At 64.2% G+C, this 22,604-nt stretch carries 25 protein-coding genes; 14 read left to right on the top strand and 11 right to left on the bottom strand.

The features are described from left to right. The first annotated feature begins 8 nt into the window (after window positions 1–8). On the top strand, window positions 9–1,106 hold the full coding sequence (locus ACKWRH_RS39915) for a tetratricopeptide repeat protein (protein ID WP_445218012.1): 1,098 nt from the start codon (window positions 9–11) through the stop codon (window positions 1,104–1,106). Between the two features lie 246 nt (window positions 1,107–1,352). Here ACKWRH_RS39915 and ACKWRH_RS39920 read toward each other — a convergent pair whose 3' ends face one another. The 7 genes from ACKWRH_RS39920 to ACKWRH_RS39950 form a co-directional block, all read right to left on the bottom strand. Beyond that, complete coding sequence (locus ACKWRH_RS39920; RefSeq protein ID WP_445218013.1) at window positions 1,353–2,234, bottom strand: L,D-transpeptidase family protein; 882 nt, start codon at window positions 2,232–2,234, stop codon at window positions 1,353–1,355. A 347-nt stretch (window positions 2,235–2,581) separates the two neighbouring features. After that, entirely contained in the window at window positions 2,582–3,505 is a 924-nt protein-coding gene (locus tag ACKWRH_RS39925) for a dienelactone hydrolase family protein (protein ID WP_445218014.1), read from the bottom strand. Window positions 3,506–3,654: 149 nt separating this feature from the next. After that, entirely contained in the window at window positions 3,655–4,443 is a 789-nt protein-coding gene (locus tag ACKWRH_RS39930) for a helix-turn-helix transcriptional regulator (RefSeq protein ID WP_445218015.1), read from the bottom strand. A 116-nt stretch (window positions 4,444–4,559) separates the two neighbouring features. Next, the gene (locus ACKWRH_RS39935; RefSeq protein WP_445218016.1) at window positions 4,560–4,919 is read right to left on the bottom strand and encodes a DUF2200 domain-containing protein; all 360 of its coding nucleotides are present in this window, start codon (window positions 4,917–4,919) and stop codon (window positions 4,560–4,562) included. 10 nt (window positions 4,920–4,929) lie between these two features. Beyond that, window positions 4,930–6,135, bottom strand: a complete 1,206-nt coding sequence (locus ACKWRH_RS39940; RefSeq protein ID WP_445218017.1) for an LLM class flavin-dependent oxidoreductase — start codon at window positions 6,133–6,135, stop codon at window positions 4,930–4,932. A gap of 105 nt (window positions 6,136–6,240) precedes the next feature. Next, entirely contained in the window at window positions 6,241–7,476 is a 1,236-nt protein-coding gene (locus tag ACKWRH_RS39945) for an acyltransferase family protein (RefSeq protein ID WP_445218018.1), read from the bottom strand. 87 nt (window positions 7,477–7,563) lie between these two features. Then, window positions 7,564–8,673 carry a helix-turn-helix domain-containing protein gene (locus ACKWRH_RS39950; RefSeq protein ID WP_445218019.1) on the bottom strand — a complete coding sequence of 370 codons (1,110 nt, stop codon included), beginning with the start codon at window positions 8,671–8,673 and terminating at the stop codon, window positions 7,564–7,566. Between the two features lie 213 nt (window positions 8,674–8,886). Between ACKWRH_RS39950 and napE the strand changes: the two genes are divergently transcribed. The 6 genes from napE to ACKWRH_RS39980 all read left to right on the top strand — a co-directional run bounded on the left by napE (window position 8,887) and on the right by ACKWRH_RS39980 (window position 14,432). Further along, entirely contained in the window at window positions 8,887–9,072 is a 186-nt protein-coding gene (gene napE / locus ACKWRH_RS39955; protein ID WP_027532529.1) for a periplasmic nitrate reductase, NapE protein, read from the top strand. 26 nt (window positions 9,073–9,098) lie between these two features. Further along, window positions 9,099–9,443 (top strand): chaperone NapD, encoded by a 345-nt coding sequence (locus ACKWRH_RS39960; protein WP_445218020.1) that lies wholly within the window; start codon window positions 9,099–9,101, stop codon window positions 9,441–9,443. Between the two features lie 17 nt (window positions 9,444–9,460). Further along, window positions 9,461–11,974: a nitrate reductase catalytic subunit NapA gene (napA, locus tag ACKWRH_RS39965; RefSeq protein ID WP_445218021.1), complete on the top strand. Its 2,514-nt coding sequence runs from the start codon at window positions 9,461–9,463 to the stop codon at window positions 11,972–11,974. Then, entirely contained in the window at window positions 11,971–12,441 is a 471-nt protein-coding gene (locus tag ACKWRH_RS39970) for a nitrate reductase cytochrome c-type subunit (RefSeq protein ID WP_445218022.1), read from the top strand. The genes napA and ACKWRH_RS39970 overlap by 4 nt, the downstream gene beginning before the upstream one ends. Continuing rightward, a complete protein-coding gene (locus ACKWRH_RS39975; protein WP_445218023.1) occupies window positions 12,438–13,091 on the top strand; it encodes a NapC/NirT family cytochrome c in 654 nt (217 codons plus the stop codon). The genes ACKWRH_RS39970 and ACKWRH_RS39975 overlap by 4 nt, the downstream gene beginning before the upstream one ends. A 225-nt stretch (window positions 13,092–13,316) precedes the next feature. Further along, window positions 13,317–14,432 carry an ATP-dependent DNA helicase gene (locus tag ACKWRH_RS39980; RefSeq protein WP_014492507.1) on the top strand — a complete coding sequence of 372 codons (1,116 nt, stop codon included), beginning with the start codon at window positions 13,317–13,319 and terminating at the stop codon, window positions 14,430–14,432. 142 nt (window positions 14,433–14,574) lie between these two features. Here ACKWRH_RS39980 and ACKWRH_RS39985 read toward each other — a convergent pair whose 3' ends face one another. Beyond that, on the bottom strand, window positions 14,575–16,260 hold the full coding sequence (locus ACKWRH_RS39985; RefSeq protein WP_445218024.1) for a caspase family protein: 1,686 nt from the start codon (window positions 16,258–16,260) through the stop codon (window positions 14,575–14,577). Window positions 16,261–16,505: 245 nt separating this feature from the next. Here ACKWRH_RS39985 and msrA point away from each other — a divergent pair, with 245 nt between their 5' ends. The 4 genes from msrA (at window position 16,506) to ACKWRH_RS40005 (ending at window position 18,455) form a co-directional block, all read left to right on the top strand. After that, window positions 16,506–17,210 carry a peptide-methionine (S)-S-oxide reductase MsrA gene (gene msrA / locus ACKWRH_RS39990; RefSeq protein ID WP_445218025.1) on the top strand — a complete coding sequence of 235 codons (705 nt, stop codon included), beginning with the start codon at window positions 16,506–16,508 and terminating at the stop codon, window positions 17,208–17,210. A 45-nt stretch (window positions 17,211–17,255) separates the two neighbouring features. After that, window positions 17,256–17,675, top strand: coding sequence for a peptide-methionine (R)-S-oxide reductase MsrB (gene msrB / locus ACKWRH_RS39995; RefSeq protein ID WP_445218026.1), 420 nt, complete (start codon window positions 17,256–17,258; stop codon window positions 17,673–17,675). A gap of 107 nt (window positions 17,676–17,782) precedes the next feature. Further along, the gene (locus ACKWRH_RS40000; RefSeq protein WP_014492503.1) at window positions 17,783–17,947 is read left to right on the top strand and encodes a DUF3309 family protein; all 165 of its coding nucleotides are present in this window, start codon (window positions 17,783–17,785) and stop codon (window positions 17,945–17,947) included. A 214-nt stretch (window positions 17,948–18,161) separates the two neighbouring features. After that, window positions 18,162–18,455, top strand: a complete 294-nt coding sequence (locus ACKWRH_RS40005) for a hypothetical protein (protein ID WP_014492502.1) — start codon at window positions 18,162–18,164, stop codon at window positions 18,453–18,455. A gap of 127 nt (window positions 18,456–18,582) precedes the next feature. On the opposite strand, the gene ACKWRH_RS40010 is transcribed toward ACKWRH_RS40005, so the two are convergent. Together ACKWRH_RS40010 and ACKWRH_RS40015 are read right to left on the bottom strand one after the other, a co-directional pair. Beyond that, window positions 18,583–19,125 (bottom strand): DUF4112 domain-containing protein, encoded by a 543-nt coding sequence (locus ACKWRH_RS40010; RefSeq protein ID WP_445218027.1) that lies wholly within the window; start codon window positions 19,123–19,125, stop codon window positions 18,583–18,585. A gap of 61 nt (window positions 19,126–19,186) precedes the next feature. Next, window positions 19,187–19,612 (bottom strand): DUF5413 family protein, encoded by a 426-nt coding sequence (locus ACKWRH_RS40015; RefSeq protein ID WP_445218028.1) that lies wholly within the window; start codon window positions 19,610–19,612, stop codon window positions 19,187–19,189. 149 nt (window positions 19,613–19,761) lie between these two features. Between ACKWRH_RS40015 and ACKWRH_RS40020 the strand changes: the two genes are divergently transcribed. The 3 genes from ACKWRH_RS40020 to ACKWRH_RS40030 all read left to right on the top strand — a co-directional run bounded on the left by ACKWRH_RS40020 (window position 19,762) and on the right by ACKWRH_RS40030 (window position 20,819). Next, window positions 19,762–20,007 carry a hypothetical protein gene (locus tag ACKWRH_RS40020; protein WP_445218029.1) on the top strand — a complete coding sequence of 82 codons (246 nt, stop codon included), beginning with the start codon at window positions 19,762–19,764 and terminating at the stop codon, window positions 20,005–20,007. Window positions 20,008–20,044: 37 nt separating this feature from the next. Continuing rightward, complete coding sequence (locus ACKWRH_RS40025; protein WP_445218030.1) at window positions 20,045–20,275, top strand: hypothetical protein; 231 nt, start codon at window positions 20,045–20,047, stop codon at window positions 20,273–20,275. Between the two features lie 256 nt (window positions 20,276–20,531). Then, window positions 20,532–20,819, top strand: coding sequence for a hypothetical protein (locus ACKWRH_RS40030; protein WP_445218031.1), 288 nt, complete (start codon window positions 20,532–20,534; stop codon window positions 20,817–20,819). A gap of 128 nt (window positions 20,820–20,947) precedes the next feature. On the opposite strand, the gene ACKWRH_RS40035 is transcribed toward ACKWRH_RS40030, so the two are convergent. Next, window positions 20,948–22,570 (bottom strand): hypothetical protein, encoded by a 1,623-nt coding sequence (locus ACKWRH_RS40035; RefSeq protein ID WP_445218032.1) that lies wholly within the window; start codon window positions 22,568–22,570, stop codon window positions 20,948–20,950. Between the last annotated feature and the right edge of the window lie 34 nt (window positions 22,571–22,604).

Consider the following 22,604-nt stretch of genomic DNA (forward strand, 5'->3'; position numbering starts at 1 on the left):
GGAAGGATATGCGCTCAGGGATTTTCGCGCATGTCTGGCTGGTGGCTTTGGCATTCACGGCGGCCACAGCCGTCAGCCAGCCGGCGGCAGCCGACGATCGACAGGACTGTTTGAATGGGTCGAAGCAAACCGCTGCCGCGACCATCGCCGCCTGTACACGCGCGATCGAAAGCGGAGACTACGATGACGGCGTTCTGTCCAACCTGTATCACCATCGCGGGTACGCCTGGTCATGGACAAGCTTCGCCGATCGCCTCGACCGCGCCCTCAAGGACTACAACGAGGCGATCCGGCTTGAGCCGAAAGCTGTTGGCTCACTGCTGAACAGGTCGCGTCTCTACAACCAACGGCGTGACTACGACCGGGCGATAGCGGACGCGAGCCGGGCGCTCGAAGGCGATCTGTCGGACTATGGAAAGAAGGTCGGATACGGCGAGCGCGGCTACGCCTATCAAGCCAAGGGCAACAACGACCGTGCCATCGCGGACTATACCGACAGCATCCAGCTCGGTGCGGACGACAATGTCACCCTCACCGCCCGGGGCAACGCCTACTTCGCCAAAGGCGATCTTGATCGCGCCATTGCCGATTACGACCACGTGATCGCACTTTATCCGAAATATGCGCTCGCCTACTACAACCGCTGCCTCGCATACAGGGAAAAGGGCGACCTCGATCGCGTCATCGCCGACTGCAGTCAGGCGATCGCGCTCTATCCGCAATACAGGGACGCCTACTATTACCGCGGGTACGCCTATCGAGCCAAGGGCGATCTTGATCGTGCTATCGCCGACTACAATCAGATGATCGCGCTCGATCCGAACGATAGCGACGCCCGTAGCAGTCGCGCCAATGCGTACCTCTCCAAGGGCGATTTCCGCCGCTCCATTTCGGGCTTCGGTCAGGGGCAGGCGCTATCATGGCTCGCCGCCATTGTCTTTGGCGTGGCGGCCTGGCTTTGTTGCCGAGCAGGCATGCATGCGCGCGGGCGATGGTCCGGGCAGAAGATGATCGAGATGTGCGAACAAGAGCTCGTCGACATTCAGCAAAAGAACGCTGCCCTGGAGAAGATCGCGCTGGCTCTGGAGAAGCATTCGTCGGGTTAGCTCGGGTTCGCCAGACGTTGGCTGCGTGAAGTGGATTAGCTTCCAGAGTGGCCATTGATGGCGAGCTTGCCGTAACGGTCCGCAAAAGCCTCGGTGTCGATCTATTCCAGCGGGTCCGCATGGCCCACGACAGTGGATATCGACAAACGCATGAGCGAACGTTCGCTAGGGCCGGAAGCTGACTTAGAAGCGACGACTTGAATTGCCTCCTTGTCCTCGGTTGCAGACCGAGGACCGAGGACTGAGTTACCGAGCTTCGGCGATCTTCGGTCCGGATGACAACATCTGCGCGTTGGCCGCCAGGGGCCGCTTCGACGGCGATGCCGAATCCGGCAACCGGAAAGCGGCGTCGGCCGGCGCTCCCTGGGACGGTCGACGCGCGGCGTTTGCCGGAAGCACGATCACTTTCGCTCCGACTTTCACCCGCTCATAGAGGTCCGTGACGTCGTCATTGGTCAGCCGGATACAGCCGGACGAAACCTTCTTCCCGATCGTATCGGGGTTGTTGGTGCCGTGAATTCGATATTCGGTCTCGCCGAGATACATCGCCCGGGCGCCGAGCGGGTTGCCGGGACCGCCCGCCATGAACCGCGGCAGATAGGGCTGACGAGAGACCATCTCCACAGGCGGATGCCAATCCGGCCATTCCGCCTTACGGGCCACAGTCTGTTCACCGGACCATGTGAAACCTTCGCGGCCGACACCGATGCCGTAGCGCATCGCCTGCCTGTCGTTCAGAACGAAATACAGGAATGTGTTTCCGGTATCGATGATCACGGTGCCCGGCGTCTGGCGGCTGGCGTAGTCGACCACCTGCCGGACAAGCGCTCCGGGAACGCCAGCGTCGGCTTTTGGTGGTTCGATCAGAGCCGCCGGGGCCGGGATCGGAGCCGAGACCGGAATCGCAGCCGGAGCTGACGCTGATACACGAGCTGGAGTTGCCACGTAAACCGGAGTTGACGATGCCTGGGCTTCGTGTGCGGACGGCTTCCGTGTCGGTTGCACGCTCGCCGGGCGAGACAGCAAACCGTACCCCACGACGGCGACTGCCACGGCGCCAATCGCAACTCTCGCGGCCATGGGTATTGCGAGCGTCTCTGCCTTTCCACGTTTTGCCCGCTTACCCATACTCTTCCCCCAGGTCACCATGCCCGGAAGACGTACCCGGCAAAATTTAAGAAACTTCGAAGCGACGTCACACGGACTGGAACCGTTAGTCGTGGTTAACGCCGAACTCTTGTTCGGCAACATAAAAATTGGGCGTACCGCTCGACATTCAGGTCGCGACGATGACGACGCGCTTCTCATCGCGAAACGGGTCGAGGTCTGAATCGCCCGGCGGAGCGGACACGCTCCGCTCCTTCATTGACGGCGGCTTCGGGCCACGAGCGGAAGTCGTTCAGACTGACTTCCCGCATCTATCCGCCGCCATTCGGCCGTCGTCGCAGACCTATAGGCTGTGCGACTCCGCGCGGTCAGTTTTCCGCTTTCTTGGCCTCGTTCAACGCACTAATGATTGCCTTGATGGTGCCTTCCGCAGCCGCGGCATTGTATCCGACATGGTAGCCATGGAAAACGTGGATTGGCTCGCGGTCTTCGAAGCTGTGGTTCGCCTCCTTCCACAGCACCGTCTTCACGGGAATCGACCGCTTGCTCTCGGCCATCTGGCCGCAGAGGATGGGGCTGGTCGCCTCGTCCTTCTCTGCTAGGAAGAGATGGACCGGGGCGTAGAACTCGACGTTCTTCATCAAATAACAGGACGGCTGCATCGCGAAGCCGCCCGCGAACATGTGCTCGTGCAGGTCGCCGATCGCCCGGTTCATGATGATCAAGGTCGTGGTCGCACCGTTGCTGCGGCCAAGGACGTAGACCCGCTTGGGATCGGCGATCTTCTGTCCGATGAGCCAGTCCAGCGCCGCATACGCATCGTCAGCCCGGCGCCGCGCCCAAGTCAACTGGCTGGGATCCGAGCAGACGCCGTCGGGTCCCAATCCCCGGCTGCCGAAGCTGTCGAGCAGGAGAACACCATAGCCTGCTGCGACCAATCTGCCGCCGTAGTCACGCCCCCATTTCCTCTCGACCCGGCCGAACCCGTCGCAGCCGTGCAGCATGATCACGAAGGGGATTGGTCCCTTGGCGCCCTGCGGCCGCATAATGTCCGCCGACAGTTCGCCCTCGGCCTTTACCTTGCCCTTTTCCTCGACGGTGCCGTCCATGAAGTTTTTCGACCTGCCGTCGATGTATTCGTTGCCGGGAATCCAAGGCAAGGACTGCGCTGAAGTATGCCAAGGTATCTTGACCATCTCAGCACGCGCAGATGAGAACGACAAAACAGCGACTATTGAGAGTATGATTTGCCTCATTGGAAATTGCACCTTTGCCCCCTTGATTCTGGTCAACACCATATCCGACTTGGGAAAGCGTAAGTATCCTTGAAGAGGATTCGCGCCGCGGATGTCGGCCTTGGGTCAAAAGGCGACGATCCCGGAGGGCCGGCTGCGTGTCGGCTTTGCTCTCGGAAGCAGATATCGCGGATCTAGAGTCCCCTTTAGTTCAGGTGGCCCGGCCCCGAGAGCAGGCCCAGCACGATCGAAAACAATTCGTTCTGCGAGGAGATGCCGAGCCGCTCATAGGCGCGCTTGCGGTAGGTCAGGGTCGAATGCAGGCTGATGCCGAGCATCTGCGAGATTGCTTCGGAGCTGAAGCCGAGCAGGATGCGGCGGCAGACCTCCTGCTCACGCGGCGTCAGCGCGGAGAGTGGCGCGCGCGTTGCGAACAGCGCGGCAAGGTTCTGGTCGGGCGTTGCGGTCGCGGCCTGCTGGAAATGACGTGCGACGCTGGCGCCGATCGCGGGCGCAATGGCCTGAAGCCGCGCACGCTCGGCGTCGCCAAAGCGGCCCTGGGCCGTGATGCGGTAGAAATTGACATAGAAGCAGGTGTCGCCGACCCAGATCGCTGTCGCATATTTGTCGACGATATCAGAGTCGTTGAAGAAGATTTTCCGGTAGCGCGCGCCATACATGCGCGGCGCGAACGACGGCAGCATGATCGGCGTGCTGGTCTCGGCCTCGAACAGCGCATCGCGATTGGGATCGGATTCGTGGAACTGGCCAGCATAGGCGGCGCCAAGATCGCTGCCGATCGGGATGTTGCCGGCATCGAGCAGGCAGCTCGCCGCGCCCGCACGCGTCAACGCAAATACCATGCAATGGCCGACGCCGGCTTGCCGGCGCAGCGTGTCGATGAGGATGTTCGGGAAGTCAGGTCGGCCGATGGCCAGCACAGCGGATGTCACATCGCCGGCCGCCCGCTTAGGAGCCATCTCGTGGAACCGCATCGTTTTCTCCCGATCCCTTTTGCTGAAAGTTATCAGCAATGGCGGCGGGGCGGAAGACGGAGGCCGTCGGCATGGGCCGCGCAACGCCGCCGAGCCGAGTGGGCAGAGGGCTTCGCTCAGGAATCCGTTTTTCGCAAGATCTTGTCCATTGTCCTTCCCTTGGCCAACTCATCGATGAGCTTGTCCAGATAGCGGATTTCTCGCATCGTTGGTTCTTCGATTTCCTCGACCCGCACGCCGCAAACGACGCCTTTGATCATGGCCCGCAGGGGATTGATTCGAGGGGCGTTCGCAAAGAAGGTTTCAAAGTCCGTCTGCCTTTTCAGTTGAGCTTCCAGCTCCCTCTGACCATAGCCTGTCAGCCAGGAGATGATCTGATCGACTTCTGCTTTCGTCCGTCCCTTCTTCTCCGCCTTCGCAAGGTAAAGCGGGTACACGCTTGCGAAGCTCATCGTATAGATCCGGTGTTTTGCCACGAGCGCTCCCCTACTCCGCCGCGGCCCTGGCCGGCGCGACGTTGATCGCGAGCTTGCCGTAGCGATCCGTAAACGCCTCGGTGTCGATCTCCTCCAGCTTGATCTCGCCGCTCATGACGCCCTGCTTCCACGCCGCCTGGGCGGGATCGTTCTGGAACTCCGGCATCACCTCGCGGCCGAACAGCTCCAGCGATTCGCAGATGTGCTCGTGGCTGTTCTTGCCGGCCTGGTTGAGCAGGATGACCTGGTCGATATGCGACGACTGGAAGCGCTTCAGCTTCTTGCGGATCGTCTCGGGCGAGCCGATCAGGCCACCGCGCAGCGCCGCTTCCTGCGCCTCGGGATTGTCGCGCTTCCACTTGTTGTACTCGTCCCACATATTGACGGTGTAGGGCGCGGGACGCTGGCGGTTCTGCGAGGCGCCGTAGAAGCGCAGCGCGAACTGGAAGAAGGTGGCGCCGTCGGCGCGCGCACGCGCCTCCTCGTCGGTCTTGGCGCACATGAAGAACGAGACCAGCGCCATGTTCGGGTTGATCTCGTAGTCGGCGAGCTTGTGCAATCGCTTGGTCATCGTATTGTAATAGGCGTGCACCCAGGCATGCGCGGCATCCGCGCTGACGAACTGGAAGCCCAGCGCGCCAAAGCCGTGACGGCCGGCGCGTTCGATGGTCGGCAGCTGCGAGCACGCCATCCACAGCGGCGGATGCGGCTTCTGCAACGGCTTCGGCACGACATTGCGCAAGGGAATGTCGAAATACTTGCCGTGGTGCTCGCTCCCTGCATCCCTAAACATCGGGAAGATCGCGGCTACGGCCTCCTCAAAGACCTCCTTCTTGGTCTCCATGTCGCGGCCGAACGGCGTGAGCTCGGTGATGGAAGCGCTCTCCCCCATGCCGAATTCGCAGCGGCCGTTGGAGAGCAGATCGAGCACCGCGACGCGCTCGGCGACGCGGGCCGGATGATTGGTGGTGAGCTGGAGGATGCCGTGGCCGAGCCGGATGTTTTTCGTGCGCTGGCTCGCGGCGGCGAGGAACGATTCCGGCGAGGGCGAGTGCGAGTACTCTTCGAGGAAGTGATGCTCGACGACCCAGGCGTGGTCGTAACCGAGCCTATCGGCAAGTTCCATCTGCGAGAGCGCGTTCTGGTAGAGCTTCAGCTCGTCGCCGGCCACCCAGGGCCGTGGCAGCTGCAGCTCATAGAAGATGCCGAACTTCATGATGCCTCTCCCGCTCATTTTTGTTGCGCTCATCTTAGTGAGCGGGGAGGCGCTGTCTATGGAGCCGCAATTCCGCCGTGCGGGAGAATGACCCGACACTTCGCGTTATGGCACGGCGGGGCCTGTGACCGCGGCGCCAGGCGCCGCTTCGCGCCGTGCGCGTCGGCCATTCAGGACCGCGCCGATAAAAGTGAAGCGTACCAACAGATGATAGCTCGCCAGCATCGGCGGAATCGCAATGACGAGAATGATCGCGAACTTGACCGGCCCGGGCCAGTCGAGTTGCGACAGCGCGACCTGTAGCGCCATCACGATCGGCATGTGGATCAGATAGAGCCAGTAGGACGCATCGGCGAGGTAACGCCGGGTCGGGCTGAAGCCCGACATGAAGCGGAGCGCAAGGCCGATGGCCGCGAAGGTCGCAATCCATATCGCGGGTGCGTAGAGGATGGCGGAGACAAGCCTGAGCGTCGCGAAACTGACCGGCAATTTCGGCGCGCCCGGCGCAGACAACATCACACCCGCGAGCACGAAGCTGATCAGGATCAGGACGACCGCGAGCAGGAGGTGCGGCAACCAGCGTCGCTCGATGAGGCGCAGCAGATCGAGCTGCCGATGCAGCAGCCAGCCGACGGCGAATGCGGAGCCAAAGCCGATCCAGGCCTGCGCGTTGGTGATGAGCGACTGATCCGGCGTCCTCACACCCATCACGTTGATCCAGCGTTGGTCGAGACAGAATGCGATGCCGATCGGGATCGCCAGAACAAGGGGAGCCAGCGGACTTCTCATGATCCCTGCGAAGACGCGGTCAATCACCGCTCGCCACGTGCCTGATGCATCGAGCCAAACAAATGCGCCGCGCAGCAGCAGCGTGGCGACATAGAGTTCCAGCAGCACATAGAGAAACCAGAGATGGGTCAGGGGGAAATTCGGCAGCACCGGCGGCCAGCTGCGGGACCAGCCGCCATTTGGGAAATGCGACGCCCAGATCGCGATGAGGCTCATCGGCGTGAACAGGATCGGCCAACCGATCACGAGCGGCAGCCCAATCCTCTGAAGCCTGTCCCGGACGAAGCCCTGGGTGCCCCGGCGGTGAAAGCTCATGCGAGCGAAGAAGCCCGCCATCAGGAAGAAGGTCGTCATCCGGAAGACGTGGATAGTGAAGGTCAGCAGGCCCAGGAGCAGGCTTGGATGGGTGTCCTGGATGAACCAGAACCGGGGCGTGGCAGGCACGAACGACATTGCGGCGTGCAGGACGATGCCAAGCAACAGGGCGCCGCCCCTGAGCGCATCGAGAGCGTGGAGCCGTTCCGATGCGGGGGCGGTGGTCGAAGGAGACATGGATGCGCTCATTCCGGTTGGCGAATGGTTTGCGCCGGACAATCTGCCCAATCGGGGCGCGGCCCTCTCGCCCGATCCAAAAATCGGCTAGCCGATTTCTCGACGCGGTTCGCTGATGTCAGCCCTATCCGGCCGGCTCAGCGCCTCGCGCCGGAATTCGGTCGGGGTTACGCCGGTCTCGGCCTTGAAGGCGCGGTTGAAAGGTCCGATCGACTGGAAACCCGCATCCATGGCGATGGTCAGCACCGGGACCTCCCGCTGCGTCGCGTCTGAGAGCGCCAGCCTGGCATCCTCGATGCGATGGTGGTTCAGGAACGCATTGAAGTTCCGATAGCCCAGCCCTTCGTTGATGGCCTGGCGCAGCCGGTGCTCGGGAACGTCAAGCCGCGCGGCGAGCGCCCCGATCGCAAGGCCTTCCTGCCGGTAGCTTCGTTCCACGGTCATCAGATGGTCGAGACGCCGCAGCAGGATCGGGTCAACGACGACCCGGCCCGTCGAAGCACGATCGGCCCCGCGCCCGCCGCCGGATGCAATCGCCGCGGTGGCGTCGTTGACAGGCACGACCGGCTGCGTGGCGAAAGTCCCCAGTCCGGCGATCATGGCCACCACGAACAGAGCGAGCGCGGTCGGCAGACTGCCGGGCGCGCCAGGGACCGCGACGGGAATTGCGGCGAAGCCGGCACCGGCCACGACCGCGATGAGCCCGACATTGATTGCCAGCATCGCCAGCCGCAGCCGACGGCGGCGCGCGACCAGATCGGCACGCCAGGTCTTGACCGTCTGGACCGCGGCCGCGAGAGCCAGCGCCAGATTGACCAACGCCAGACCTCGCCCGCCGGCCCCGGCCAAAGCGGGCGAGTAGGCCCAGCCCAGCGTGAGCGCAAAGCCGAAGGCCACGATGCCAAGCCAGAGGCTGCCGTGCCATCGCCGGAGCACGAAATCGTCGTCGAACGCCGCGCGCGCCCACAGCCAGAACACGACGGGTTGCGCGGACAGGATCGGCAACACCCACCACCATGACGATTTGGGAAAGAACGGGGCGGTCGCGATGGCGTAAAACACGCCACCGGCGCACATGGCCATGCCCAGCAAAGCCTGCTGACTGCCAGTTCGACGCAGCAGCGCCACGAGAATGATCAACAGGAACACGCCGCCCGTTGCGCCGCGAAGACCGAGATCGATGGCCGTGAGCCCCATCACACCCTGCCGTCTCCATTGGGGAGCTCAACTCTCGCATCGCCTTCGCGCGTGCACAATCTAAACTTGCGCGTTTGGCCGCGGCGGCAGCCAGCATCTCAACTTGAGCAGTTGATCCAGATCAACGCGTTAGCGGCCCTGCTGCATTTAAATTGCAGCAAGGCAACGGCCCGGATGCCGTCCCGATTCCTAGACCATTCAGAGAGACCGAATATGTCGGCCCCTGACGACACGACTTCGCGCGTGCGCCGTAAGCGCATGGAGATTTTCGCTTTCCTGTTCCTGACCGCGGTCGTGATGCCCGTCCTCGCGGTCGGAACGGTCGGTTCATACGGGCTCGGCGTCTGGATCTACCAGATGTTCGCCGGCCCTCCCGGCCCGCCACCCTCCCCGCATTGATCCCCGAACAGCGAAAGACAGGCATCATGGCCCGAGCCTCACTGAACAAAGGCTTACTCAACAAAGCCACACTGAACCGCCGCGCATTGATCACCGGCCGGGTGCTCACCGCCGACCGCGTCGTCGCGCCGCCAGGTTGCGAGATCGCCAGCATCATCGTGCAGGCGCGCCCCGAGCGCCTGGATCAGCTGGAAGCGGAGATCGCAGCACTTCCCGGCTGCGAAATTCACGGACGAGACCCGCGCGGCAAGCTCGTCGTGGTGACCGAAGCGCCGGATGCCGGCAGCCTCGGCACCCTGCTCAACACCATCCAGTCGCTGCCCAACGTCTATTCCGCGGCGCTGGTCTTCCACGCCATCGAAACCGCCTAACGGCCGGGAGAGCCATCATGACATCGCCAAAGCTCGACCGCCGCCAGATGCTGAAGCTCGAGGCCGCCGCGATTGCGGCTGCCGCAGCGGGCATGCCGGCACCGGCGCTCGCCGCCAATCTCGTCGCCGAGCGCGACAACAGCGAATTGAAATGGGACAAGGCCGCCTGCCGCTTCTGCGGCACCGGCTGCTCCGTGATGGTCGCGACCAAGGACAACCGCGTCGTCGCCACCCACGGCGACATCAAGGCCGAGGTCAATCGCGGCCTCAATTGCGTCAAGGGCTACTTCCTTTCCAAGATCATGTACGGCCACGACCGCCTGACGCAGCCGATGCTGCGCAAGACAGGCGGCAAATACGACAAGAACGGCGAGTTCACGCCGGTGTCCTGGACCGAAGCCTTCGACATCATGGAGCTGAAGTGGAAGGAAGCCTTCAAGAAGCGTGGGCCGAACGGCGTTGCCATGTTCGGCTCCGGCCAGTGGACGATCTGGGAAGGCTATGCGGCTTCGAAACTGTTCAAGGCCGGCTTCCGCACCAACAACATCGACCCCAATGCGCGGCACTGCATGGCCTCCGCCGTCGCCGGCATGATGCGCACCTTCGGCATCGACGAGCCGGCCGGCTGCTATGACGACATCGAGGCCACCGACGCCTTCGTGCTGTGGGGTTCCAACATGGCGGAGATGCATCCGATTTTGTGGACGCGCCTCGCCGACCGCCGGCTGTCCGCGCCGCATGTCCGCGTCGCCGTGCTCTCCACCTTCGAGCACCGCTCGTTCGACCTCGCCGACATCGGCATGGTGTTCGTGCCGCAGACCGACCTCTACATCCTCAACGCCATCGCCAACCACATCATCACGACCGGGCGGGTCAACAAGGACTTCGTCGCCGCGCATACCATCTTCAGGCGCGGGGAGACCGACATCGGCTATGGGCTGCGGCCAGAGCATCCACTCCAGAAGAAGGCGACGGGCGCGGCGAAAGCCAACGACTCCACCGATATGAGCTACGACGAATACGTAAAATTCGTCTCGGACTACACGCTGGAGAAGGCGGCAAAAATGTCCGGCGTGCCGCTGAACCGGCTGGAAGCGCTTGCCGAACTCTATGCGGATCCGAAGACAAAAGTGGTCTCGTTCTGGACCATGGGCTTCAACCAGCACACCCGCGGTGTCTGGTGCAACAACCTCGTCTACAACATCCATCTGCTGACCGGAAAGATCTCCTCGCCCGGCAATAGCCCGTTCTCGCTGACCGGCCAGCCCTCGGCCTGCGGCACCGCGCGCGAGGTCGGCACCTTCTCGCACCGCCTGCCGGCCGACATGGTCGTGACCAACAAGGCGCACCGCGATCACGCCGAGCATCTCTGGCTGCTGCCCGAAGGCACCATTCCCGACAAGAACGGCGCCCACGCCGTGCTGCAAAGCCGGATGCTGAAGGACGGCCTGATCAACGCCTATTGGGTGCAGGTCAACAACAACCTTCAGGCCGGTCCCAACGTCAACGAGGAGACCTATCCCGGCTTCCGCAATCCCGACAATTTCATCGTAGTCTCGGACGCCTATCCGTCGGTGACGGCGCTGGCCGCCGACCTGATCCTGCCGACCGCGATGTGGGTGGAGAAGGAAGGCGCCTACGGCAATGCCGAGCGACGCACGCAGTTCTGGCACCAGCTCGTCAACGCGCCCGGCGAGGCCAAGTCCGATCTCTGGCAGCTCATGGAGTTCTCGAAGCGCTTCAAGATCGAGGAAGTCTGGCCGGAGGAGCTGATCGCCAAGAAGCCGGAGGTTCGCGGCAAGACGCTGTTCGACGTGCTCTACAAGAACGGCCAGGTCGACAAGTTTCCGACCTCGGAGATCGAGGAAGGTTACGCCAACGCGGAATCCAGGGCGTTCGGCTTCTACGTGCAGAAGGGACTTTTTGAAGAGTACGCCTCGTTCGGCCGCGGCCACGGTCACGACCTCGCGCCGTTCGAGGCCTATCACCGCGAGCGCGGGCTGCGCTGGCCCGTCGTCAACGGCCAGGAAACCAAATGGCGTTTCCGCGAGGGCAGCGACCCCTATGTCAAGCAGGGCACCGACGTGCAGTTCTACGGCTATCCCGACGGCAGAGCGCGCATCTTCGCCCTGCCCTACGAGCCGCCGGCGGAATCACCCGACAGCGACTATCCGCTCTGGCTCTCGACCGGCCGCGTGCTGGAGCACTGGCATTCCGGCACCATGACGCGCCGCGTGCCCGAGCTCTACAAGGCGTTTCCCGAAGCCGTCTGCTTCATGCATCCAGACGATGCGTCGGAAGCCAAGCTCCGGCGCGGCGACGAGGTGAAAGTGGTCTCGCGTCGCGGTTTCATTCGCGCCCGCGTCGAGACGCGCGGCCGCGACCGGCCACCGCGTGGCCTCGTGTTCGTGCCGTGGTTCGACGAATCCAAGCTGATCAACAAGGTGACGCTGGACGCCACCGATCCGATCTCGCTGCAGACCGATTACAAGAAATGCGCCGTGCGCGTCGAGCGGGTGAACCTGTCATGATGAAACGATTTGGCATAGCCCTGCTCGCGGTCGCGATCGCCGCGGGCGCGAGCTCGCTGACCGCGCAGACGGTGACGTCAGGCCTGCGCGGCCCGGCCCCGCTCAATGACGAGGGCCCGGCGCCACCGATGCTGCCGAACCGCAACACGTCCGAGAGAGAGGTGCGCAACTACCCGGAGCAGCCGCCGGTGATCCCGCACATGATCGACGGTTATCAGATCGACCTCAACGGCAACAAATGCCTGTCCTGTCATGCGCGGGCACGCATCGCGGAATCGCAGGCGCCGATGGTCTCGATCACGCATTTCATGGACCGCGACGGCCAGTTCCTGGCCTCGATCTCGCCGCGGCGCTTCTTCTGCACGGAATGCCACGTGCCGCAGAACACCGCCACGCCGCCGGTGAGCAACGATTTCATCGACATCGACACGCTGCTGTCGCGCGCCAGCCCCGGTGGCCGGCGATGACGACGGCTGCTGACGAGCCCAAGGGAAAGGTGGAAGCCAAGCGCAGCTTTATGCTGCGCTGCTGGGACTTCGCGCGCGAGCTCTGGCAGGTGTTGATCCGGCCGAGCTCGGTGTTCGGGCTCGGCGTGCTGGTGCTCGCGGGCTTTGCGGCCGGCGTGATCTTCTGGGGCGGCTTCAACACCGCGCTGGAACTGACCAACACCGAAAAATTCTGCACCAGCTGCCACGAGATGAAGGACAACGTCTACGCCGAGCTGAAGTCGACCATCCACTTCACCAATCGCTCCGGCGTGCGCGCGACCTGCCCGGACTGCCACGTCCCGCACAACTGGACCGACAAGATCGCGCGCAAGATGCAGGCGTCCAAGGAGGTCTGGGGCAAGATCTTCGGCACCATCGACACCCGCGAGAAATTCCTCGACCACCGGCTCGAGCTCGCCGCACATGAATGGGCGCGGTTCAAAGCCAACGATTCCCTGGAATGCCGCAACTGCCACAGCGCCGATTCCATGGACATCACCAAACAGTCGCCGCGGGCCTCGGTGGCGCACCAGCGCTTCCTGTTCACCAAGGAAAAGACCTGCATCGACTGCCACAAGGGCATCGCCCACCACCTGCCCGACATGCGCGGCGTTCCGGGGTGGCAGTAGCCAACGCTCCCACGGCGTCATGGCCGGGCTTGACCCGGCCATCCACGCCTAGCCATACGGCAGAAGAACGTGGATGCCCGGGACAAGCCCGGGCATGACGACCTCTTGCGAGGCTCACACGCGTGCCCCGCCGGCAATAGCGGGCGAGCGCGCTTGAACCGGCGGGGCGAATGGTTAGTTTTGGGGAATCGCGAATCGGTCGATTTCGCACCTCTCAAGACAGACATGGCCACTTTCACCCCGCATCAGGACGCCGCGCTAAAAGCCGTTGGCGACTGGCTCAAGGCAAAACCCGGCCGCAACGGCACGCCGCCGGTGTTCCGCCTGTTCGGCTTTGCCGGCACCGGCAAGACCACGCTGGCGCGGCACATTGCCGAAGGCGTCGACGGCGAGGTGAAGTTCGCCGCCTTCACCGGCAAGGCCGCGCTGGTCATGCGCAACAAGGGTTGCGACGAGGCCTCCACCATCCACTCGCTGATCTACCGCGCCCGCGAATCCGGCGAGGAGCAGCCGAGCTTTGAGCTGTGGGACGACGCGCCGGCCTCCAAGGCCAAGCTGATCGTGATCGACGAGTGCTCGATGGTCGATGCCGAATTGGGCCGCGATCTGATGTCGTTCGATTGCCCGCTGCTGGTGCTCGGCGACCCCGCGCAGCTGCCGCCGATCCAGGGCGGCGGCTTCTTCACCAACACCGAGCCCGACGCGATGCTGACCGAAGTGCATCGCCAGGCCCAGGACGATCCGATCGTGCGGATGTCGATGGACGTCCGCGAGGGCCGCGAGCTCGACATCGGCCGTTACGGCGAGAGCGAAGTCGTATCCCGCAAGGAGCTCGACCCGGACCGCGTCATGGGCGCCGACCAGGTGCTGGTCGGCCGTAACAACACGCGACGCGCGTACAATATGCGGGTGCGCCAGCGCCAGAACATCGAGGATGTCTTCCCGGTCGCCGGCGACAAGCTGGTGTGCCTGCGCAACAACCGCAAGAAGGGCCTGTTCAACGGCGGCCTGTGGCGCGTGAAGTCGCGCAACACCTCGCGCTCGAAATCGCGTATCCTCAGCATGCGGCTGTCGCCGGATGAAGACTTCGGTCACAAGGTGACAAAAGTCTCGGTGCGCGCCGATTGCTTCGAGGGCGGCGTCGAGCAGATCGCCTGGGAGCAGCGCAAGCCGTATGACGAGTTCGACTACGGCTATGTGCTGACCGTGCACAAATCGCAGGGCTCGCAATGGGACGACGTCGTGCTGTTCGACGAGAGCTTTGCGTTCCAGGATAGCCGGGCGCGGTGGCTGTACACGGGGATTACGCGGGCGGCGAAGCGGTTGAGTATCGTTGTGTGACGACGCCGTAGGGTGGGCAAAGGCGCAACGCGCCGTGCCCACCATCTCTCCACACATTCAATAAAAATGGTGGGCACGCTTCGCTTTGCCCACCCTACGGCACCGCGAGCGAGGCGCGGATATCGCGCCCCATACGCAACCCTCACTTCCCCGCCACGAAATAAAAATCCTCGCGTCCCGGCGGCGAGCCGTATGAAAACGGCTGCTGCTCGTGCTTGGTGGCGGACCAGACGTCGTCGCGGACTATGTCGAACAGTTTCCGGATCTCGACCTTCGGCACCTTGATCTCGCGGGCGAGCGCGGTGGCGAAGGGGCTGTCGGCGCCGCCATCGCCGTCCAGCGCGGTCTCGCCGTGCTTGGCGGCGTAGACCACCATGAAGCCGGCGCCGGGCTCGATGTTGGAAAAGCCCTTGTCCACCAGCTTGAGCGACAGCGTGCGCTGCATGGCCGGCGCAAAGGGATTGTCGCGGCAGGCATCCAGCATCACCAGACGCACTTTTCTCGCAGCGCCCACCGCGGCGATCACCTGCTCCAGCGCGACCGCCTGGGTCTCGGCGTCCCTGTCGGCGGCGAGCTTGGCGTCGACAGGGACGAGATAGTTGACGCCGCCGATCTCGAAACCGTGGCCGGCGTAATAGACCACCGCCCAATCCGCATTCTCCGCTTCGGCGGCAAACGTCTGCAGCGCCTCGAAGAACTTGTCGCGGGAGAGGTCGCTGACGGAGATCACGGTCTGGAAGCCGACATCGCGCAACACGTTTGCAATCATTTTCGCGTCGCGCGGCGGATTGGGCAAAGCGTGGACGTTCTTGTAGGCGCCGTTGCCGATCACGAGCGCCACGCGGCGCCCGGTGGACCCGGCCGGCGCCTGCGGCGTCAGTGCGGCCAAGCGCTCCTGCGCGATGGCGCGGGCGCGCGCAACGTCGGGCTCGTCGAACCTCGTCAGCGAATAGGCCGCCGCGCGGTAGTCGGCGCGGGCCTGGGCGAGATCTTTCCTGCGCTCGTAGATCTGGCCGCGGCCGGAATGGGCGCGCACACTGTTCGGATTGAGCTGGATGACCGTGTTGTAGTCCTTCAGCGCGGCGTCGAGGTCGCCCTTCATCACGTTGACCTCGGCGCGATTGTTGATCGCGAAGGTATTCCTGGGCTGCTTCTGGATCAGGCCGTCGCAGTCGGCGAAAGCCTGGTCGTACTTGCCCATCATGCCGTAGGTGATGCAGCGGTTGCCGGCGATCTGCGGCGCGGCCGGGTCGATCTTCTCGGCTGCCGCGAAGTCGGCAATCGCGCCGTCGAATTCCTTGTTCAGCGTGCGCATGCGGGCACGATTGGTCCAGCCGAGCAGGAACGTCGGCGTGTATTTGATCGACAGGTTGAAGTCGTCGAGCGCGCTTTGCAGCGCGCCCCGGCGCAGATGGATGGTGCCGCGATTGTTGTAGGCATAGCCGAAATTCGCGCGCTTCTGGATGGCGAGATTGTAGTCGGCCATGGCGAGATCGTCCTCGCCCTTGCGCTCATGGGAGAGCCCGCGCAGGTTGATGGCGCCGACATTGTCCGGATCGAGATCGATGGCGGACGACAGCGCCTCGATGGCGCGGTCATAGTCGCGCTTGTTGATCAGCGCATTGCCACGCACGACGAGCGCGAGCGACTTGTCCTTGCCGCCGAGCTTATCGGCCTTCAACAGATTGTCGCAGGCCGTCGCGCGGGCCTGGGCCTCCGCCTGGCGGTCGCGACAGGCGGCGAGGTCGTCGCCGGCTTGCGGCTCGGCCCCGGCGATCGCGGCATTTGAGATCAGGATGGCGAGGGCCAGGGGAATGACACGCAGCATGTTGTCAGGTCAGCTCCAGCCACCACATATTTGAATCGAGCGCCGATCGCGCGCGTTCATCTAGCCCGGAGTTCCCGGCCTCGCCAAGCCGCACTATCTGAGGCTATTTTTCACAGACTCGTGTCCGTTTCCCCGTAACAATCGCCGTCTGCGCCCGTATCTCAGATGTCCGAAAACGCGGCCAAACAGGCTGTTCGCCCGTCCCCGGCCGCCCTACACTGTCAGACCTTCCGAAGAGGATCGCCATGCGCCGCACCGCCCTCGCCTCGCTGCTCGCCGCCACCACCGCACTGACGCTGGCCTTCGCCGTGCCGTCCAGGGCCGCGGAGGATGCGGTCGTGATCCCCGCACCCACCGTGGATGCGGCGCCCGGAACCGGGATCCAGACCGCCGTCATCGCCGGCGGCTGCTTCTGGGGCGTCCAGGGCGTCTTCCAGCACACCGCCGGCGTCGTCAACGCAGTCTCCGGCTATGCCGGCGGCACCAAGGCGACGGCCGATTACCAGACGGTCTCGAGCGGCCGGACCGGCCATGCCGAGTCGGTCGAGATCAAGTTCGACCCGAAGAAGATCTCCTACGGCAAGATTCTCCAGATCTACTTCTCGGTGGCGCACGACCCGACCCAGCTCAACCGGCAGGGCCCCGACACCGGCACGCAATATCGCTCGGCGATCTTCACCACCTCCGACGAGCAGAAGAAGGTGGCGGATGCCTATATCGCCCAGCTCAACTCCGCCAAGGTGTTCAGCAAGCCGATCGTGACCAAGGTCGGCGCGCTGGAAGCCTTCTACCCGGCGGAGGCCTATCATCAGGACTATCTGACGCTGCACCCGAACCAGCCCTACATCGCCTACAACGACATTCCGAAGGTCGAGAACCTGAAAAAGCTGTTCGCGGATAACTACCTTGAAAAGCCGACGCTGGTGAGCGCCAGCAAGGCCACCAACTGATCGCGAGATCACCGAAAACAAGTTCACCAAACAAACGGGAGACCCATGCCCGACACCAAGACGAAAACCACCGACGACAAGGTCACCAAGAGCGAAGAGCAGTGGCGGCGCGAATTGTCGCCGATGCAGTACGCGGTGCTGCGCGAGAAGGCGACCGAGCGTCCCTTCTCCGGCGAATATGAGCACGACCACCGCGCCGGCACCTATGTCTGCGCCGGCTGCGGCAATGTGCTGTTCGAGTCCGATGCCAAGTTCGATTCCGGCTGCGGCTGGCCGAGCTTCACCCAGCCCGCGGTCGAGAGCCATATCGACGAGGAGCACGATGCCAGCCACGGCATGGTCCGCACCGAGGTGCTGTGCTCCAAGTGCAGCGGCCATCTCGGCCACGTCTTCCCCGACGGCCCCGGCCCGACCGGCCTGCGCTACTGCATCAACTCGGCCGCGCTGAAGCTCGAGCCCAAATAACATTGCGCGCCGCCCGGTTCCATCATGGAACCCGGCGGCGCGATGTGCTTTTCTCTTCTGGCGGTGCGGCCGATGCGCGCGATCCGGCAGCCGCCAGGGAGGATGCCATGACGCTTGGGACCATCCTGATCATCCTGGTGATCATCTATCTGCTGGGCGGCATGTCCGGCCGGTTCGGTGGTTACGGCTATGGCATGGGCCATTCCGGCATGGGGATCGGCGGCGTCGTGCTGGTGGTCCTGGTCGTGCTGCTGCTGCTTGGCAAACTGTAAACCATCTAACATATTGAAATTACTTGGTTTACGGCGCTCGCGGAGCTGCCATGCGCGGATTCATCATCTCCCATCGCGGGGGTCGCATTTCTGTCAAAACAGCCTATATTAGAGGGCGAAAATGACATGTGCGGCGGGCCCACTCGATGGTGGCCCCTGCCTTTCAAAACCCCACGCGCTTAAAGCCCCAGACAAGATCACGAGGTCTTTGACCATGCGTCCACTGCGTCCGTTCAACTTCAACACCTCCGCCGAGCTCTTCCCCGCCGCGATCCGCAAGAAGAAGCGTGCGGGCTTTACCTATCGCCGGTTCGGCACCGCGGCTGAAGCCGTGCAGTTCGCGATGGAGCAGTTGCCGACGGATTCACTGAACGGCGCCTATCTCCAGGTCGAGGAAGCGCGCTTCGACCAGAACGGCATCCGCTCGCTCTATGAGAGCGAAGCCTTCCCGCTGCCCCGCCGCCCCAGGCCGGCGCCGGCCGCCGAGACCGACGCCGACGCGGCGTAAGTTTTCGCTAAGCCCCGATTTGCGCTGAAAGCGCGATGGCCGAGAGGCCGTCGCGCTTTTTGCTTTTGGAAGCTCTGTCTTCTCCCTCTCCCCGCTTGCGGGGAAAGGCGAAGGAAGAAACGCCCCGCTAAATGCGCGGCTGCTTGTCGAGCCAGCGGCGGAGCAGGCGGACGTTGCGCATGTTGGCGCGGAACATGACGTCGAAGGCATCGCCCGCGAACGGCACCATGCCGACCACGCCGTCGACCGCGACATTGCCGAGCATGCGCGCGGTGAGATACCACGGCGCGCCCAGCGCGCGGGCCTCGCGCACCAGCCACAGCGAGATCGCGGTGGTGATGATGTCGCCGACGACCGGGATCAGCCCGATCAGCCCGTCGATGCCATAGCGGATCTTCGTGCCGGGCAGGATGAAGGCGACATCGAGCAGCTTTGCGATGGCCTCGATCCGCGCCACCCGCTGCTCCCGCGTCAGATTGCCGAACGGGTTTCCCTCGCCGAACTCGAAGCGGAACTCGCGAAACCCCTGCTCCAGTGTTTCGGGACGGATCTCGTGGCCGTCCTGGTCGATAATCGGCCCGCGCGCTTCGGTGTCCGAAAAACTCCCGCGCGAGCGGGTCCCGGAACGGGGTCGGCGCGGAGCAAGAATGTCGTCATCGGGCATGGCCATGGCCTTTGGAGAACGCGCCGGTGTGGCGGAAGTTGCCGCGCCGCGCCCGAACGTCGTGCGTTCAGGTCTGTGCCGAAGCCGGCTGCGGCTCCTCGACATATCTATGCACGAGCCAGGATGAAAGCACCGCCGGCACGAATCCGACGAGGCCGTACAGGATGAATTGCAACGCGCCCGAATCCGGCCCGCGCGAGCTGTAGGTCAGCGACGCCAGCACGAAGGCGAACAGGCCGACCAGGAGCATCCGCAGCGCCGGGCCGATCCGACGGACATGGATCAGGATGTCGTCGACCGCACCGATCATCAGCGAGGGCAGGAAGCCGAACAAATAGCTGTACTGCAGCGATTTGAAGAACACCGCGAACAGCTTGCCGACCTCGCCGAGACTGGTCTGGGCCCAATAACCGGACTGATAGGTCGTCGTCAGCAGCAGCAGGAACCCGCCGACGAACGGACCGACCAGCGCAAACACCAGATAGCGTTTCATCAAGCATCCTCATCCTTCGCCGCTGTTATAGCAGCGACGCGGGAACCTTGAATAGCGGGGCGCCGGCCCGTCCTGACGGGAACAAGCGGCAAGGCGACGAGTTCAGACAGGACTGAAATTCATACCTGCAGTCAGATTGGAGTTTGTCGATGTCCCGGAAATCCGTCCTTATGGCGACGCTCGCCCTGACAGCCCTGAGCGGCATGTCGCTCACGCCTGCTCTCGCGCAAGGCCACATGGGTACGCCGCAGGAGCAGAACGCCTGCTCGCGTGACGCCTCGCGGTTCTGCCGCAAGGACCTCGGCAATGACGGCGCTGTGCAGGCGTGCCTGCAGGCCAACCGGGCCAGGCTGTCGAAGTCCTGCAGCAAGGTGTTTCAGAGCCACGGCATGTAAGGCCGGGAACGATCCCCGGCGCACGGAGAATGAAGCCATGTTGCGCGACGAACAGCTCTCGATCCTGCGGGACATCAGCCAGTCGGTCGCCTTTGCCGACGACCGGCACGGCAAGATCGGCGAACTGATCGCCGACGGCTACGTGATGAAGGACGGCGATCTGTTCGAGCTCACTGCGAAAGGCGTCAGTGCCGTCGAGGAACACCCCGCAGCATCAGGCGCGAGCGATGCGGAAGAAGCGAGCGCGTCGTCCGATCGGTTGATCTGATCTCGCGCCGCGTGCTGCGTGACGGACACGCAACAACTGCGAATTCATTCGAGCGGACCATTGCAGCCGCGTGACAATCGCGCATACTCGAATCGGGCGGCGCAGCACTTTTCGATTCGAACACCACGAGAGATCGAGCGACCACATGCGGGACCAAAGTTCCCGGCGTGAAGGCTGTGACATGCGGCAGATCAAGCCGCGTGCGGCGCCCCAAAACCAAGTGGTTCAAACCACGGAACTCGGGGACGCATTCGTCATGACACGTTACACGACCATCGTTTCGCTGTTTAAGACCACCGCTTCGCTGCTGGCCTTCGCCGCCACCGCCATCGTACTCCAGACATCGCCCGGCCTCGCCTTCTCGTCCGAAGCACAGCAGATGTGCACGGGCGATGCGATGCGGCTGTGCTCCAGCGAGATTCCCGACATCTCCAGGATCAGGGCCTGCATGGTGCGGAACAAGGCGCAGGTCAGCCCCGCCTGCCGCGCCGTGATGGACCGCGAGCACGCGGCCGCGCGCAAGCGGGAGGCCGCGGCGCAGTAGCGCCGGCCACCCTTAGCGTCATGGCCGGGCTTGTCCCGGCCATGACGCCTTAGATCGCGGCACGAAGACCGTGGATGCCCGGGACAAGCCCGGGCATGATGATCTCTTTCGACAGGAAGAGAGGAGCCCTAGTCGCCCCACTGCGCGAACGCATCGTTGAAGGCGCGTTCGCCGGGGGCGCCCTTCTCGATGGCGATGATGGCGCGGCGCTGGTTGGCGTAGACCAGCGGCACGTCGAACCATGAGCGCTCCTTCAGGAGCTGGATGTTGCGGGCGCGGTCGGCGTCGACATTGGAGAGGCCGACCAGGAAGAAGCCGTCGGTGACCTTGACCGCGAGACCCGCGAGCGGCGTGCCGCGCGCCTGCTCGTTCGACTTCATCAGGATGCCCGGCACGTTGGCGACGCCGCCGCCCGGAAAATCCGGCGGCAGGATGAAGGTCAATTCCGCGGTGTGGCTCGCCGGCAGCGACGAGTCGGTGTTGCGGCGGAACGACATCGTCATCTTGAACTTGCGGTCGGGGATCTCGATGTCGGCGCGCACGGCGACGTCGGCCTTCTGGTTGCCCGAGGCCTTGATCGGCTCGAGCCGCCACACGACCGAGCCGACATATTGCTTGCCCTTCGGGTCGGACGGATCCTCGTCATAGAGCACGACCTTCTGCGCCACCGGCGCGACCGGCTGGTCGCTGGCCGAAGGCTGGCCGACGCGATCCGGAATCTTGGGCTTGCTCTGCGGCTGGGCCGGATCCTTCGGCGCCTCCACCACCTGGGTCGGCGAGGACTTGAACAGGCCGCTCACCGTCTGGATCAGCGGCTTGCCCCAGAGGATGCCGGCGCCGACCAGGATCAGCACGATGCCGACGGCGATCGCGCTCTTGAACGGGAAGGCGGAGCCGGTGCGGGCGCGCTTCTTGGCGTCGGGCGCGACGCGCGGACGCGACGACGATGGCGGCTGCGGCGTGTAGCGCTCGGCCTCCTCGATCGACTCATCGTAGGAATAGGGCGCGTCCTGCTCGCCGGCGCGATTTTCCAGGCTCGGCTCCAGCCGGTCGAACTCCGGCGAGGGCGAGGGCACATTGGCGTAGGTGCGACGCGCGGCGCGGTTGGCCTGCGCGGCAGCGCCGCCGAGATCGTTCACGTCGGCGGTGATGTCGCGAAAACCGCGTACGCCCGGAGCCGGCGGCTGAGGCGGTGGCGGCCCGATGTCGGGCGGACGGCGTCCGGGCGGGCGATCACGTCCGGCCGGCGGAGCCGCCGGCGGCTCCGGCATCGGCGGCGCTGCCGGGGGACCCGGCTGGCGCGGCGCGTCGAAACGCGGGGCCCGCGGCGCACGCGGGGCGTCGTCCTGGTCATCGACATTGAAGGACGGGCGGTCGGCACGCGGCGGCGGTGGAGCCGGACGGGTGCGCGGAGCGGTCGGCTGAGACGGCGGCGGGTTGCCCTCGGCGGCGCGGGTGCTGGCCCGGCGGAAGGCGTCACCGCTGCCGCTGCCGCCGCTGCGGGCGCCGCCACCGGGGCGCGAGGCCTCCCGGGCGCGCTGGGCGGCCTCCGACTCGACCTTGCGGACGGCCTCTTCGAGCGACAGCCGTTCGCGGGTGATCTCGGATTCGGAGAGGGGCGGTTGTACGCTGCGGAGCTGCGCGATCAGGGCCGTGCGCGCGCGCTCATAGAGCGCGCGACGGCTTTCGCCGGGAGCGTTGGGGTCCAGGGCGGCAATAGCGCGGGCGATCAGCGGATAGTAATCAGCCATTTCAACTCAACTATACGCACGTCCCGGTAAGAGA

It is taken from the genome of Bradyrhizobium sp. Pa8, from assembly GCF_052588265.1.

Coding starts and splice junctions, on each gene's coding strand:
- ACKWRH_RS39915 (WP_445218012.1), top strand. CDS start 9: ATGCGCTCAGGGATTTTCGCGCATGTCTGGCTGGTGGCTTTGGCATTC.
- ACKWRH_RS39920 (WP_445218013.1), bottom strand. CDS start 2,234: ATGGGTAAGCGGGCAAAACGTGGAAAGGCAGAGACGCTCGCAATACCC.
- ACKWRH_RS39930 (WP_445218015.1), bottom strand. CDS start 4,443: ATGCGGTTCCACGAGATGGCTCCTAAGCGGGCGGCCGGCGATGTGACA.
- ACKWRH_RS39940 (WP_445218017.1), bottom strand. CDS start 6,135: ATGAAGTTCGGCATCTTCTATGAGCTGCAGCTGCCACGGCCCTGGGTG.
- ACKWRH_RS39945 (WP_445218018.1), bottom strand. CDS start 7,476: ATGTCTCCTTCGACCACCGCCCCCGCATCGGAACGGCTCCACGCTCTC.
- ACKWRH_RS39950 (WP_445218019.1), bottom strand. CDS start 8,673: ATGGGGCTCACGGCCATCGATCTCGGTCTTCGCGGCGCAACGGGCGGC.
- napE (WP_027532529.1), top strand. CDS start 8,887: ATGTCGGCCCCTGACGACACGACTTCGCGCGTGCGCCGTAAGCGCATG.
- ACKWRH_RS39960 (WP_445218020.1), top strand. CDS start 9,099: ATGGCCCGAGCCTCACTGAACAAAGGCTTACTCAACAAAGCCACACTG.
- napA (WP_445218021.1), top strand. CDS start 9,461: ATGACATCGCCAAAGCTCGACCGCCGCCAGATGCTGAAGCTCGAGGCC.
- ACKWRH_RS39970 (WP_445218022.1), top strand. CDS start 11,971: ATGATGAAACGATTTGGCATAGCCCTGCTCGCGGTCGCGATCGCCGCG.
- ACKWRH_RS39975 (WP_445218023.1), top strand. CDS start 12,438: ATGACGACGGCTGCTGACGAGCCCAAGGGAAAGGTGGAAGCCAAGCGC.
- ACKWRH_RS39980 (WP_014492507.1), top strand. CDS start 13,317: ATGGCCACTTTCACCCCGCATCAGGACGCCGCGCTAAAAGCCGTTGGC.
- ACKWRH_RS39985 (WP_445218024.1), bottom strand. CDS start 16,260: ATGCTGCGTGTCATTCCCCTGGCCCTCGCCATCCTGATCTCAAATGCC.
- msrA (WP_445218025.1), top strand. CDS start 16,506: ATGCGCCGCACCGCCCTCGCCTCGCTGCTCGCCGCCACCACCGCACTG.
- msrB (WP_445218026.1), top strand. CDS start 17,256: ATGCCCGACACCAAGACGAAAACCACCGACGACAAGGTCACCAAGAGC.
- ACKWRH_RS40000 (WP_014492503.1), top strand. CDS start 17,783: ATGACGCTTGGGACCATCCTGATCATCCTGGTGATCATCTATCTGCTG.
- ACKWRH_RS40005 (WP_014492502.1), top strand. CDS start 18,162: ATGCGTCCACTGCGTCCGTTCAACTTCAACACCTCCGCCGAGCTCTTC.
- ACKWRH_RS40010 (WP_445218027.1), bottom strand. CDS start 19,125: ATGGCCATGCCCGATGACGACATTCTTGCTCCGCGCCGACCCCGTTCC.
- ACKWRH_RS40015 (WP_445218028.1), bottom strand. CDS start 19,612: ATGAAACGCTATCTGGTGTTTGCGCTGGTCGGTCCGTTCGTCGGCGGG.
- ACKWRH_RS40020 (WP_445218029.1), top strand. CDS start 19,762: ATGTCCCGGAAATCCGTCCTTATGGCGACGCTCGCCCTGACAGCCCTG.
- ACKWRH_RS40025 (WP_445218030.1), top strand. CDS start 20,045: ATGTTGCGCGACGAACAGCTCTCGATCCTGCGGGACATCAGCCAGTCG.
- ACKWRH_RS40030 (WP_445218031.1), top strand. CDS start 20,532: ATGACACGTTACACGACCATCGTTTCGCTGTTTAAGACCACCGCTTCG.
- ACKWRH_RS40035 (WP_445218032.1), bottom strand. CDS start 22,570: ATGGCTGATTACTATCCGCTGATCGCCCGCGCTATTGCCGCCCTGGAC.